This window comes from Oxalicibacterium faecigallinarum, from assembly GCF_014635705.1.
In the GTDB taxonomy this organism is placed as follows: domain Bacteria; phylum Pseudomonadota; class Gammaproteobacteria; order Burkholderiales; family Burkholderiaceae_D; genus Oxalicibacterium; species Oxalicibacterium faecigallinarum.
The window spans coordinates 1,749,796-1,762,934 of the sequence record NZ_BMDI01000001.1 but is presented as its reverse complement, the minus strand read 5'-3'; the positions used below and the strand labels follow the sequence as shown (position 1 = coordinate 1,762,934).

General features: G+C 51.9%; 15 protein-coding genes. 11 read left to right on the top strand and 4 right to left on the bottom strand.

Annotation, left to right across the window (positions count from 1 at the left end; genetic code table 11):
* Window positions 1–14: 14 nt before the first annotated feature.
* Entirely contained in the window at window positions 15–371 is a 357-nt protein-coding gene (locus IEV29_RS08415; RefSeq protein WP_188380746.1) for an aminoacyl-tRNA synthetase, read from the bottom strand.
* Window positions 372–443: 72 nt separating this feature from the next.
* Window positions 444–689 (bottom strand): accessory factor UbiK family protein, encoded by a 246-nt coding sequence (locus IEV29_RS08410; RefSeq protein WP_188380745.1) that lies wholly within the window; start codon window positions 687–689, stop codon window positions 444–446.
* Window positions 690–922: 233 nt separating this feature from the next.
* Between IEV29_RS08410 and IEV29_RS08405 the strand changes: the two genes are divergently transcribed.
* The 8 genes from IEV29_RS08405 (at window position 923) to ptsP (ending at window position 8,592) form a co-directional block, all read left to right on the top strand.
* The gene (locus IEV29_RS08405) at window positions 923–1,642 is read left to right on the top strand and encodes a TorF family putative porin (RefSeq protein ID WP_188380744.1); all 720 of its coding nucleotides are present in this window, start codon (window positions 923–925) and stop codon (window positions 1,640–1,642) included.
* A gap of 25 nt (window positions 1,643–1,667) precedes the next feature.
* Complete coding sequence (locus IEV29_RS08400) at window positions 1,668–2,006, top strand: P-II family nitrogen regulator (protein WP_011869727.1); 339 nt, start codon at window positions 1,668–1,670, stop codon at window positions 2,004–2,006.
* Between the two features lie 10 nt (window positions 2,007–2,016).
* Window positions 2,017–3,432, top strand: coding sequence for an ammonium transporter (locus tag IEV29_RS08395; protein WP_188380743.1), 1,416 nt, complete (start codon window positions 2,017–2,019; stop codon window positions 3,430–3,432).
* A 204-nt stretch (window positions 3,433–3,636) separates the two neighbouring features.
* Window positions 3,637–4,935, top strand: coding sequence for a glutamate--cysteine ligase (gshA, locus tag IEV29_RS08390; RefSeq protein WP_188380742.1), 1,299 nt, complete (start codon window positions 3,637–3,639; stop codon window positions 4,933–4,935).
* A gap of 113 nt (window positions 4,936–5,048) precedes the next feature.
* Window positions 5,049–6,002, top strand: a complete 954-nt coding sequence (gene gshB, locus IEV29_RS08385; protein WP_188380741.1) for a glutathione synthase — start codon at window positions 5,049–5,051, stop codon at window positions 6,000–6,002.
* 49 nt (window positions 6,003–6,051) lie between these two features.
* Complete coding sequence (locus IEV29_RS08380) at window positions 6,052–6,456, top strand: PTS sugar transporter subunit IIA (RefSeq protein WP_188380740.1); 405 nt, start codon at window positions 6,052–6,054, stop codon at window positions 6,454–6,456.
* Window positions 6,457–6,506: 50 nt separating this feature from the next.
* On the top strand, window positions 6,507–6,776 hold the full coding sequence (locus IEV29_RS08375) for an HPr family phosphocarrier protein (protein ID WP_188380739.1): 270 nt from the start codon (window positions 6,507–6,509) through the stop codon (window positions 6,774–6,776).
* 67 nt (window positions 6,777–6,843) lie between these two features.
* A complete protein-coding gene (ptsP, locus tag IEV29_RS08370) occupies window positions 6,844–8,592 on the top strand; it encodes a phosphoenolpyruvate--protein phosphotransferase (RefSeq protein ID WP_188380738.1) in 1,749 nt (582 codons plus the stop codon).
* Between the two features lie 6 nt (window positions 8,593–8,598).
* On the opposite strand, the gene IEV29_RS08365 is transcribed toward ptsP, so the two are convergent.
* Window positions 8,599–9,183, bottom strand: a complete 585-nt coding sequence (locus IEV29_RS08365; protein WP_188380737.1) for a chromate transporter — start codon at window positions 9,181–9,183, stop codon at window positions 8,599–8,601.
* A complete protein-coding gene (locus tag IEV29_RS08360; protein WP_188380736.1) occupies window positions 9,180–9,752 on the bottom strand; it encodes a chromate transporter in 573 nt (190 codons plus the stop codon). The genes IEV29_RS08365 and IEV29_RS08360 overlap by 4 nt, the downstream gene beginning before the upstream one ends.
* Before the next feature lie 355 nt (window positions 9,753–10,107).
* Here IEV29_RS08360 and galE point away from each other — a divergent pair, with 355 nt between their 5' ends.
* The 3 genes from galE (at window position 10,108) to metW (ending at window position 13,127) form a co-directional block, all read left to right on the top strand.
* Window positions 10,108–11,130 (top strand): UDP-glucose 4-epimerase GalE, encoded by a 1,023-nt coding sequence (galE, locus tag IEV29_RS08355; RefSeq protein WP_188380735.1) that lies wholly within the window; start codon window positions 10,108–10,110, stop codon window positions 11,128–11,130.
* 246 nt (window positions 11,131–11,376) lie between these two features.
* Window positions 11,377–12,528, top strand: coding sequence for a homoserine O-succinyltransferase MetX (gene metX / locus IEV29_RS08350; protein WP_188380734.1), 1,152 nt, complete (start codon window positions 11,377–11,379; stop codon window positions 12,526–12,528).
* Complete coding sequence (metW, locus tag IEV29_RS08345; protein ID WP_188380733.1) at window positions 12,525–13,127, top strand: methionine biosynthesis protein MetW; 603 nt, start codon at window positions 12,525–12,527, stop codon at window positions 13,125–13,127. Before metX ends, metW begins: the two co-directional genes overlap by 4 nt.
* The last annotated feature ends 12 nt before the right edge of the window (window positions 13,128–13,139 follow it).

Genomic DNA, 13,139 nt, shown 5'->3' with positions numbered 1-13,139 from the left:
CAGGCGATCAATGCTTAGTTGCGATGTTGTGTTTGTTCCAGCAGCAGAATGGTCGCCTTGACAATTGCGTGCCGCAAGGCGTGATCGGATGAAGGGTGATCATGGCAATGTACGTGTATATCGCCGATAGACACGACATCACCCTTTGATGCATCCGCATCCGGTTTATGGCTGATTGCTAGTTTATATCTTGCAAGAAGTGGGCCGCACGCCTCCCAGGCACGTGTCCATTGCGGCAGAGCTTGCGTTCCTTCCCATAAAACGCCTGCACTGTCATTCAGCTCTTCTATATTGTTGTGACCAAGCAGGTGCGCCAACCGGCGTTCCAGTGCAACACACGTACGGAAGTACTCTTCGTCACTGTTCTTCACGTCACCTCCCGATCAATCGGCCATTTATTGAACAAGCCGACAGTTTGCGATAACGCACTGGCGCTACGATGATCAGGCCTTGTCCTTCAGCTGCGCTTCCAGAATGGCGACCTGAGCCTCCAATGCTTCCAGCTTTGCGCGCGTGTTTGCCAAGACTTGGCTTTGCACATCAAATTCTTCGCGTGTAACCAGATCAAGTTTCGAAAAACCTTGGGTCATCATGGCTTTGACATTCTTTTCAATGTCCTTTGCTGGGGAGTTTTCCAAGACTTGATTGATCTTGTTTTGCATATCGTTAATAAAATTCGACTTATCCATGATGGCCTCTTATAAAAATGTCAGATTTTTGCACCTTGCAGATGCAATTTATGGCGGAATGCTCTTTAAAGGTGCATATTTATTCTTGCAACTTCTTGGAGCGCTTATTTGACCAGCGATTAATGATAAAAAAGATAATACATTCTGCCAAAAAAAGCTGGCATGAGTTCTGCTAAATGATGACCGAGGACAACCAATATTTGGTTTCTATTTTTAACTTTAAAGGGAACATCATGAAAAAACTGATTCTTGCAGTAGCCGTTGCAGGTGCATTTGCTGGTGGCGTGGCGCACGCACAAGAGGCTGCATCGCCGCATTCTTTCACCGGCAACTTTACTTTGGCTAGTGATTATCGTTTCCGTGGTGTTTCGCAAACAGATAAGTCACCTGCAGTGCAAGGTGGTTTTGACTATGAACATTCGAGCGGCTTCTATGTTGGTAACTGGAACTCGAACATCGATTTCGCCAAATCGATCGAGATGGATCTCTATGCCGGTTACAAATTTGCCATCACTGAAGACTTTGGTATGGATGTTGGTGTTTTGTACTACTACTATCCAGGTACTAAGCGTGATGGTGGCACCAATTACAACACACAAGAATTGTATGTTGCAGGTTCTTACAAATGGTTGACGGCAAAATATAGCCAAGCAATCTCGAAAACGGTGTTCGGTTATGACGACGCTCGTGGTTCGAACTATCTGGAACTGGGTGCTGCCATTCCTCTGGCGGAGAAAGTTAATCTGAATCTTCACGTTGGCAAGACCAATATGAAAAATTACTCGGGCGATGACGATTACTTGGATTACTCGATTGGTGTTGACTATGATCTTGGCTTTGCAACGGTTGCTTTAACGGCCTATGACACCGACAAGGACAATGCATATTCCACCGGTACTTCCAAAAAAGTAGCTGGTTCTGGCGCAGTTTTCTCGATCTCCAAATCGTTCTAATCGAAACCCAACGTAAGAGGTTCTAATGAAGCTGATTACTGCAATTATCAAGCCCTTCAAGCTGGATGAAGTGCGGGAAGCCTTGTCTGCGATCGGCGTACAAGGTATCACCGTGACGGAAGTCAAGGGTTTCGGCCGTCAGAAAGGTCACACGGAGCTGTATCGTGGTGCCGAGTATGTCGTTGATTTCCTGCCGAAGACCAAGATCGAAGCGGCTGTGGATGATGCGATTGTTGATCGCGCCATCGAAGCCATCGAAACCGCTGCACGTACCGGCAAGATCGGCGATGGCAAGATTTTCGTCTACGACCTGCAGCAAGTCGTCCGCATCCGCACCGGTGAAACCGGTAAAGAAGCACTTTAAGGGGAAAATAATGAGTATCAAGAAATTGTTCGCAAGCGCGCTGGCAACAGGTGCTTTGTTGATGGCAGTTGGCGTTGGCATGCCTGCGTTCGCGCAGGAAGGCACCGCTCCAGCCACCACCGAAGCGCCGGCAGCAGCACCTGCTGTTGAAGCACCTGCTCCTGCAGCAGCTGCCGAAGCACCGGCAGAAGCGCCTGCGGCTGAACCTGAAGCAGTACTCAATTCGGGCGACACCGCTTGGATGCTGACTTCGACCATGTTGGTTATTTTGATGACCATCCCAGGTCTGGCATTGTTCTACGGTGGTCTTGGCCGTTCGAAAAACATGCTGTCAGTGCTGATGCAAGTTTTCATGCTGTTCTCGTTGATCCCGATTCTGTGGGTTATCTATGGCTACAGCATGGTGTTTGCAGGCGGCGGCTCCTTCTACGGCACGTTCGACAAACTGTTCCTGAGCGGTATTACGCCTGACACCTTGTCTGGCACGATTCCGGAATATGTCTTCGTTGCGTTCCAGTCGACCTTTGCTGCAATCACGTGCGCTCTGATCGTTGGCGCATTCGCAGAACGTATGAAGTTTGCTGCAGTGATCGCTTTCGCAGTCCTCTGGTTCACGTTCAGCTACATCCCAATGGCACACATGGTTTGGGCTGAAGGTGGTCTGCTGTTTGAAGACGGCGCACTCGACTTTGCAGGCGGTACCGTTGTTCACATCAACGCTGGTATTGCTGGTCTGGTTGGTGCCTACATGGTTGGCAAGCGTATCGGTTTCGGCAAAGAAGCAATGCCTCCGCACTCGCTGGTCATGACCATGATCGGTGCTTCCCTGCTGTGGGTGGGCTGGTTCGGCTTCAACGCCGGCTCGGCACTGAGCGCAAGTGGTGGTGCTGGTCTGGCCTTCATCAACACGATCCTCGCAACGGGTGCTGCTGCGGTTGCATGGATTGCTGCTGAAGCAATGCTCAAAGGCAAAGGTTCGATGCTGGGTGCAGCTTCCGGTGCGGTGGCTGGTCTGGTTGCGGTGACGCCTGCAGCTGGTTTCATCGGCCCAATGGGTTCGATCGTACTGGGTCTCGTCGCTGGTCCAATCTGCCTGTGGGGTGTGAGCGGTCTGAAGCGCATGCTGGGTGCAGATGATGCATTCGACGTGTTCGGTGTTCACGGTATCGGCGGTATCGTCGGCGCAATCCTGACGGGTGTTCTGGCGGCTCCTTCGCTGGGCGGTACGGGTGAAGCAGACTTCAACATGGCGCATCAGTTGATGATTCAGTTGAAGAGCGTTGGTATCACGATCGTCTGGTGTGGTGTGGTGTCGTTCATCCTCTACAAACTGGTTGATATGGTCATCGGTCTGCGTGTCTCCGACGAAGCAGAGCGTGAAGGCCTCGATATCACCAGCCACGGTGAATCGGCTTACCATCACTAATCTTTTTGATGTTCCTGCCCGATCTCGGGCTTTTGAAAAGCGCCTCTTTATGAGGCGCTTTTTTTATTTAGGGGTTTAATTATTGATGGTTGGCCTCATTTGGATAGCCTGCATCAATCAAATAACTGTTTATTAACAAGTATTTGGATGTCTTTCCCTTAAAATTGCGCTTTGATCGCAATCGTATTTTTGCAAAAGGTTTGTATGGTTCCCCATCTTGTCACGGCCGTGAATGGTCCTTTGCTGGATCTCGAGAAAAAAATTCTGGAGGCAACGCCGGCGATTGAGCGCTGGTTTCGGCTGGAATGGCAGGAACATACGCCGCCGTTCTACTGCTCTGTGGATTTGAGAAATGCAGGGTTCAAACTGGCACCGGTCGATACCAACCTGTTTCCAGGCGGATTTAATAATCTGTCACCGGAAATGTTGCCTCTGGCGGTGCAGTCGGCGATGGCGGCGATTGAAAAATATTGTCCGGATGCCAAGAATCTGTTACTGATTCCGGAAGGGCATACCCGCAACACCTTTTATCTGCAAAACGTGTCGCGGTTGATGCAGATTTTTCGGCAAACGGGGTTGAATGTTCGTCTAGGATCGCTTTCACCTGAGGTGAAAGAGCCCACCACGATCGAGCTGCCAGATGGTGCGACCTTGACCCTGGAGCCGCTGGAGCGCTCAGCCAATGGCCGTCGCCTGGGCTTGAAGAATTTTGATCCTTGTACGATTCTGCTGAACAACGATTTGTCATCAGGATTGCCTTCGATTCTGGAAAACGTTAATGAACAGAATCTGCTGCCGCCTCTTCATGCAGGATGGGCAGTGCGTCGTAAAACCAATCACTTTGCTGCCTATGACGAAGTGATCAAGAAATTTGCAAAACTGATCGATGTCGATCCCTGGATGCTGAATCCTTTTTTCATGAAATGCGATGACGTCAATTTCAATGAGCATACGGGTGAGGATCGTCTGGCATCGAATGTCGATACGCTGCTGGCCAAGATGCGCAAGAAGTACAAGGAATACGGCATCAAGGAAAAGCCATTTGTCGTGATCAAGGCGGACGCAGGTACGTATGGCATGGGCATCATGTCTGTGCACGACGCGAGCGAGGTCAAAGGTCTTAATCGCAAGCAGCGCAACAAAATGTCCGTCGTGAAGGACGGTCTTGAAGTCACGGACGTCATCATCCAGGAAGGCGTGCCCACGTTTGAACATATCAACGAGTCGGTCGCCGAGCCAGTCGTTTACATGATCGATCGCTATGTCGTGGGTGGCTTCTACCGTGTGCATGCCGACCGTGGCAATCATGAAAATCTGAATGCGCCGGGCGCGCACTTTGTGCCGCTGGCATTTGCGCATCAACATGCCTTGCCTGACTATCAGGCCAAACCCGGCACGGCTGCGCCAAACCGTTTCTACATTTACGGTGTGGTGGCGCGTCTGGCCTTGCTGGCTGCGTCGCTGGAAATGGAAAAAACGGATCCGAATCCAGAGGTGTACTGATTATTGCTGTCGCCAGACCAAGCTGAAAAAGAGGGTTGGTGGCACAATGCGACTTTACTCGACATTGCGCAGCATCAAGGGCGCTCGTCGATCAGCATATTGGAAAGTTTGCAATGAAACTGGCTTTTGTTACCGATCCCCTCGATGGATTCAAGATTTACAAGGATTCCACTTACGCAATGATGGCCGAGGCGTCACGTCGCGGTCATGAAGTCCACGTTTTTCAGCACAAAGACATGGCCTTTGAGGGAGGCCGTGTCATCGCAAACGTATCGCGCGTTACCTTGACGGGCGATGAGAATGACTGGTTTCGGCAGGATGTGCCGGTCGCACAGATGCTGACGCAATTCGATGCCGTGCTTGAGCGGACGGATCCGCCCTTCAACATGGAATACATCTATGCAACCTATCTGCTGGAACTGGCAGAAAAGCAGGGCGCACGTGTATTTAACAAGCCAGAAGCAATCCGCAGCTTCAACGAAAAACTCGCTATTGCGCAGTTCCCCCAGTTCATCGCCCCAACACTGGTGACAAGCGATGCGACGCGTATCAAGGCATTTCACGCTGAACATCGCGATATCATTCTCAAGCCGTTGGATGGCATGGGTGGGATCGGCATCTTCCGCGTCAAAGAGGATGCGATGAATCTGGGCTCAATCATTGAAACACTGACCAGCAACGGGCACGCCACCATCATGGTGCAGCGCTACATTCCGGAAATTACCGCAGGCGACAAACGTATCCTGCTGATTGGTGGTCAAGTCGTACCATATTGTCTTGCACGTATTCCTCAGGGAACGGAGATCCGCGGTAATCTGGCCGTAGGCGGGCGCGGCGAGGCGCGGGAGATTTCGGCAAGAGATCGTGAAATCGGTGAAAGTCTTGCGCCAACGCTGTTGCAACGGGGCTTGTTGCTGGTAGGATTGGACGCCATTGGTGACTACATGACCGAACTGAATGTGACGAGCCCAACCTGTTTCCAGGAAATTCGTCAGCAAACCGGTTTCGATGTTGCCGCCATGTTTGTCGACGCGCTCGAGAAACATGCAGATAAATGGAATGATTGAATTTGTGCCGAACAACGGCATGGATCAGCTCTGAACGGATAAATAACGGATGGTCGGGATCCTCTTGCTGACGCATGCTCCCCTGGGGCAGGCCTTTGTTTCAGCCGTGACGCACGTCTTTCGTACGCGCCCTGAGCGGCTGGAGGCGATTGACGTCAATGCCGATCAGGATCCCAAGGAGGTGGAAAAGCTGGCGCGCGACGCGATCATCGAACTGGATGACGGTTCCGGGGTGTTGGTGATCACCGATGTCATGGGGGGCACGCCATCCAACTGTACCCTGGGTTTGTGTGGCGTGGAAAACGTGCAGGTCATTGCCGGCATCAGTTTGCCGATGCTATTGCGTGCGATGACATACCGCAATGACACGCTGGATGTGACCGTGGAAATGGCACTGGCTGGCGCACAAGGTGGTGCGGTTCGCGTCGATAATCGTGTCCGGCTGGGCCCTTAATCAATTTCTTTCTCTTCCGAGAGTGACGACAACAAGCGACGACAATAAAAATGATTGAACAGGAAATTGAAATCGTCAACAAGCTCGGCCTGCATGCCCGGGCATCGGCAAAGTTCACGCAACTTGCCACCAAGTACAAAAGTGAAGTCTGGCTCACGCGTAACAAGCGCCGCGTCAATGCCAAGTCCATCATGGGAGTGATGATGCTGGCGGCAGGCAAAGGTTCGATGGTGACGCTCGAGACAAACGGTCCCGACGAGCAGGAATGCTTTGATGCGCTGGTTGCACTGATTCAGGATAAATTTGGTGAAGGCGAGTAAGCAGCAACATTCGTAGTTATGCTGTAATGAATGTAGTCGTTCTCATGCTTTGATTCAGGCCGCTTCGATGACATCTTTTACTCTCCACGGCATCCCGGTATCGCGCGGTATTGCAATTGGTCGCGCGCATATTCTGTCGCCGGCTGCACTGGATGTGCAGCATTACCTGATTGCGGCCGATCAGGTTGAAAGCGAAGTGGCGCGACTGCAGTCTGCCATTGCGACAGTGCACACCGAACTGCAAACCTTGTGGAGTGAGTTGCCGAAGGATGCACCCGCAGAGCTCGGTGCCTTCATCGATGTACATGTACTGATTCTTTCTGATCCGATGCTGTCGGATATTCCCCTCGATATCATTCGCACGCGTCACTACAACGCCGAATGGGCATTGGCAACTCAGATCGAGGAACTGTCAGCGCAGTTTTCTGAAATCGAGGATGCGTATCTGCGCGAGCGCAGTGCAGATATCGAGCAAGTTGGAGAGCGCGTTCTCAAAGTGCTGACGGGCACGGCCAATCTACTGCCCAACGTGGACGTTGGCGAAGGTACGCCAGCCATGATTGTGGTGGCACACGATATTTCTCCGGCCGACATGCTGCAGTTCCGGGATCGTGCATTCAGTGGATTTGTGACCGATCTGGGTGGCCAAAACTCGCATACGGCGATTGTTGCGAGAAGTCTGGATATCCCGGCAACGGTAGGCGTCTCGCATGCGTCCGAACTGATCAAGCAGAATGACTGGCTGATCATTGATGGGGATGCCGGTGTCATTGTTGTTGCGCCTTCGACGCTGGTGCTTGAGCAATATCGCGAGAAGCAGGCCAAGCAGGTCAAGGATCGCAAAAAGCTTGGCAAGATCAAGAAAACGCCATCGGTGACAATCGACGGTACGCCCGTGACGTTGCTGGCGAACATTGAGTTTCCTGATGATTGCCCGCAGGCGCTAGATGGTGGTGCGCATGGCGTTGGCTTGTTCCGGTCCGAGTTTCTGTTCATGAACAGGACGGAAGCACAAACGCAATTGCCGAGCGAGGAGGAGCAGTTTGCCTCCTACAAAAAAGCGGTCATTGCGATGAAAGGGCGACCCGTTACGATTCGTACGCTGGACATCGGCGCCGACAAGCCGATCGATTTCATGGAGCATACGTCGCTCAATCCCGCGCTGGGTTTGCGCGCGATTCGCTTCTGTCTGGCCGAGCCGCAGATGTTTCTGACCCAGTTGCGTGCGATCCTGCGTGCCTCGGCCTTTGGTCCGATCAAGTTGCTCATTCCCATGTTGGCGCACGCGTCTGAAATTGATCAGACGCTGGCGCTGATCGAGCAAGCAAAAAAGCAGTTGCGCAATCAAAAAATCAAGTTTGATGAAGAGATACCCGTTGGTGCCATGATCGAAATCCCGGCAGCAGCGCTGGCTTTGCCCTTGTTCATCAAGCGACTCGATTTCCTGTCGATTGGCACCAATGACCTGATTCAGTATGCGTTGGCGATTGATCGTGTGGATCATGAGGTGGCGCATCTATATAACCCGCTGCATCCGGCCATTCTGTTCTTGTTGTCGCACACGATTGCGACGGCGGCAAAAGCCGAAGTGCCGATTTCCGTGTGCGGCGAGATGGCAGGCGATATCAAGATGACGCGCTTGCTGCTCGGGATGGGCTTGCGAGAATTTTCCATGCATCCTGCGCAGTTGCTGTCGGTGAAGAATGAAATCATCAATAGCGATCTGACAGTGATTGAGCCGGCGACACGCAAGATTCTGCGCACCTATGAACCCAAGGCAATCGTCGACGCCATGGAAAAGCTGCAGCAGATTTAACCGCGCTCAGCTAAGCAGCGTGCTGCCCAGTATGGCACCAATTGCCAGCAGCCACAGTATGTGGATACGTGTGCGTAGCATCAAAAAAATGGTGATCGCAGTGATTGTCCACAGTGGCCATTGCTCCCACGGCAAACCATGGGTGCCAGCCATGATCCACCCCGTAGCGAGTACCAGGCCAACAACGACCGGTCCCATCCCTAAGCGGAATGCACGCACTGCACGCTTATCCCGATTGCGGTGTATCCATCGCGTCGCACCGTAAGTAAACAAGGTGCTCGGTAAAAGAATGCCGATCATCGTCAGTGACATCCCCAACAAGCCGCTCAACATTCCTCCGGCATTCAGGCCGATGTTCCATCCCATCAATGCGATGAACAAAACATTTGGGCCGGGCGCAGCCTGTGCAATGGTGATGGAGCTGTTGAACTGCGTATGTGTCAGCCAATGCTGTTGATCGACCAGAAAGCGATGCATATCCGGCGCTGCAGCCAATGCACCACCCACAGAGAGCAGTGATAAGGACAGGAAATGCAAAAACAGATACAGCCAGTCTGTGTACTGCATTGTCAATGCTAATGGCAGATTCATGGTCTTAGTCGCCAGTAAGCCAGAAGGCAACCGAGCAAGCCAATGCCGAACAACGGATAAACCAGCGGCATACGCAAAATGGCAACCGCTATAAAGCAGAAGGCGGCCAGCAACAAGCACAAGGGCATACCAAGCGGATTATTCTTTAACGCACCGATTAGCCGGACGCCGGTTGCCAGAATCAGCCCTGCGGCAACGGCTCCCATGGCTTTCAACGCGCCACTGACTTGCGGATGGCTGGCAAATGGCGCATAAAGAATGGCAATGATTAAAATCAGGACTAACGGTGCGGCCAGCATGCCGGCAAACGCGGCGAGTGCACCCATCGGACCAAAGTAACGCGCGCCCAGAATGACCGACAGGTTGACGACATTGGGCCCGGGCATGGTTTGCGCAATCGCCCAGTCCTCAATGAATTCCTCTCTGGTCAGCCATTGTTTGCGCTCGACAAGCTCCCGTTGAACGACGGCCATCACCCCGCCAAATCCTTGCAAAGAAAGTAAGGAGAAGGAGATAAAAAGATCTGCTTTGGATTGGGGACGTGCAGACTCGTCACTTAGTGTTTTCATTCGTGGATACAAGCAAATATGGAATGAAATTCGATGGAGAGGGGAGAGTTGTTAAAATTCTGGTCACTTCCTGAATATAGGGGGTGTGAGCTTGGCTTTCGAAATCTAAAATAGTCGATTTAGCAACTGTCGAAAAATCTCACTATTTGCAGACGCGATGGGACAAAGGAATCCATCGTGAAAGACGGTGCTTTTTTACCGAATGCGACGTGATAGTAAGAACAAAAATTTTATCGGGGAGCCTGCTCTTTTAAATTGCGATGTTTAAGGCAGATGGTAAAAATAAAATTCTTACAAAAGTATAAGAATTGAGAACGGTCTTCAGTCAAAGAATGTTTCACCCATCCGTACACAAATGAAAAATACCATATTAATAACAGGTGCGACCGGATACATAGGATCACATACTTGGTGCGAATTGCTAGATGCGGGTTATGAAGTCATCGGACTCGATGATCTTAGTAATAGCTCCATTCTTGTATTGGATCGCATTGCAGCCATCACAGGGAAGAAACCTATTTTTTTCCAAGGCGATGTGAGAAATACCGCGCTCTTGGAGCAAATCTTTGCATCTCAAGAAATCTCTGCAATCGTGCATTTTGCAGCATTGAAGGCGGTTGGAGAGTCGGTTGTAAAACCGCTCGATTATTACAATGTCAATGTGGGTGGTCTGATAGCCTTGCTGGCGGCGGCGCGCGATGCCAACGTCAAAAGATTTATTTTCAGTTCATCTGCCACGGTATATGGGAATCCCGCCACGGTACCTGTTCGTGAGGATTTTCCCGTCAACGCGACTAATCCCTATGGACGCACCAAGCTAATGAGTGAGGAGATTCTGCATGACATGGAATTAGCCAATCCGGAATGGCAGATTGGCTATCTTCGTTACTTCAATCCTGTTGGCGCACATGCAAGTGGATTATTGGGCGAGTCGCCAAAGGGAATTCCCAATAATCTTTTCCCTTACGTTGCTAACGTAGCCATAGGAAATCTGGGCAGCTTAAAGGTATATGGCAGCGATTACGCGACAAGGGATGGAACGGGAGTCCGCGATTATATTCATGTTGTTGACCTGGCTCAGGGGCACGTCAAGGCGATTGACCATGTGCTGAACGGTGGCCCATCTTTTACTGTGAATCTGGGTACCGGCATGGGATACAGCGTGCTGGAGGTGGTTCGGGCCTATGAAGAGGCAAGCGGACGCGTAGTTAAGCATGAATTAGTGGGGCGCAGGCCAGGTGACATTGCCGAATGCTATGCAGATGTGACGCTGGCAAGCCAATTGCTGGACTGGCGGGCTAAACGAGGATTGATGGATATGTGCAGAGATTCATGGCGTTGGCAAACAATGAATCCGAATGGCTTGGAAGGTATCTGAGAGCGAACCTATCTGATTGATACATGAGCGGGCTTGTTTTCTCGTCTAGTTTGACAGCCTTGCCGCGACTTGTTTATTCTTACGCTATTGGCGCCGATTTGATATCAGCTTGCGGGCGCGTAATAAATACGGCTAAAGCGTGCTCACAAGAGTTCCGATTTAGCCCGCAAGCCGACCGCTTTCGGGCTTTTTTGTTTTTCGGTAGCTGAAAAGCGCCATGGGGTTTGCCCCAATTGAATGAATGACATGACTTCTCTCGGAATCGTTTCACCACAATCGATGTTCTTTGCCGAACCCCTGCCTTTGCAGAGCGGGGCACAGATTGCCGATTACACGCTGGTGTATGAAACCTATGGCACGCTCAATGCCGATCGCTCCAATGCCGTGCTGGTGTGTCACGCGCTGAATGCTTCGCACCATGTGGCGGGCACGTATGGCGATGACAAGGGCACCAAGGGCTGGTGGGACAACATGGTCGGGCCCGGCAAGCCGTTGGATACGAATCGCTTTTTTGTCATCGGTGTCAACAACCTCGGTTCCTGCTTTGGCTCGACCGGCCCGATGCACACGAATCCCGCAACCGGCAAACCGTACGGTGCGCATTTTCCGGTGATTACCGTTGAAGACTGGGTGCAGGCGCAAGCACGTCTGGCAGATCGTCTTGGTATCGAACAGTTTGCGGCGGTCATGGGCGGCTCACTGGGGGGCATGCAAGCCTTGTCGTGGAGTATTCAGTTTCCCGAGCGTTTGCGTCACTGCCTCGTGATTGCGTCCACGCCAAAACTGACCGCGCAGAATATTGCATTTGATGATGTGGCGCGTCAGGCAATTTTGACCGACCCGCAGTATCACGGCGGTGATTTCTACGAGCATGGCGTAGTGCCGAAGAATGGTTTGCGCGTCGCGCGTATGCTTGGCCACATTACTTACCTGTCCGACGACGACATGGCGGCCAAGTTTGGGCGTGATTTGCGTTCGGGCAGTTATCAGTTCGGGTATGGCATTGATTTTGAAATCGAATCTTACCTGCGCTATCAGGGCGACAAGTTTTCGGAATACTTCGATGCCAATACCTATTTGCTGATCACCAAGGCACTGGATTATTTTGATCCTGCGCGTGACTTTGGCGGTAATTTGTCGAAGGCGCTGGAAGGCACGCGCGCCAAGTTTCTGGTGGTGTCTTTCTCGACCGACTGGCGTTTTGCGCCGGAGCGCAGCCGCGAGATTGTCGAAGCCCTGGTCGATAACCAGCGCATTGTCACCTATGCAGAAATCGATGCGCCACATGGCCATGACGCCTTTCTGCTCGATGACGTGCGTTACATGAATGTGGTGCGTTCATACTTTGATCGCATGGCGCTGGAAATCGGCGTGACGAAAGCCGGAGAGGCCGCATGAATTTCGAACAACTGAGCCTGTTGCGCCCGGACCTCGCCTTTATTGCGCACTGGATCGACCACGGCGCGCGCGTCCTTGATCTGGGTTGCGGCAATGGCGTCATGATGGATTATCTGCAAACCGACAAGCAATGCACCGGCTATGGCATTGAAATCGATGACGCCATGATCCCGCTGTGCGTCGATCGTGGCGTGTCCGTCATTCAACGTGATCTGGAAACGGGTCTGTCGATCTTTGGTGACAACACGTTTGATACGGTGCTGTGTCTGTCTGCCTTGCAGATGATGAAGGATGTGGAAGGGGTATTGCGTGACATCGCGCGTGTCGGTGGTGATGCGATCGTCTCTTTCCCCAATTTTGCGTACTGGCCGCATCGCATTGCGTTGCTGCGCGGACGGATGCCGGTGTCCAAGAGTCTGCCGTATGAATGGTATGACACGCCTAACCTGCGTTGCGCGACGATTCGTGATTTTGAAGAACTGGCTGAAGAAGTCGGCTTGCAGGTGATTGATTGTGTGGCACTCGACGATGGCAAGCCCGTCGAGTTCCTGCGCAACTGGCGCGGCAGTCTGGCGGTATTTCGCTTGCGCAAAAAGTAAGGCGCAAAACGC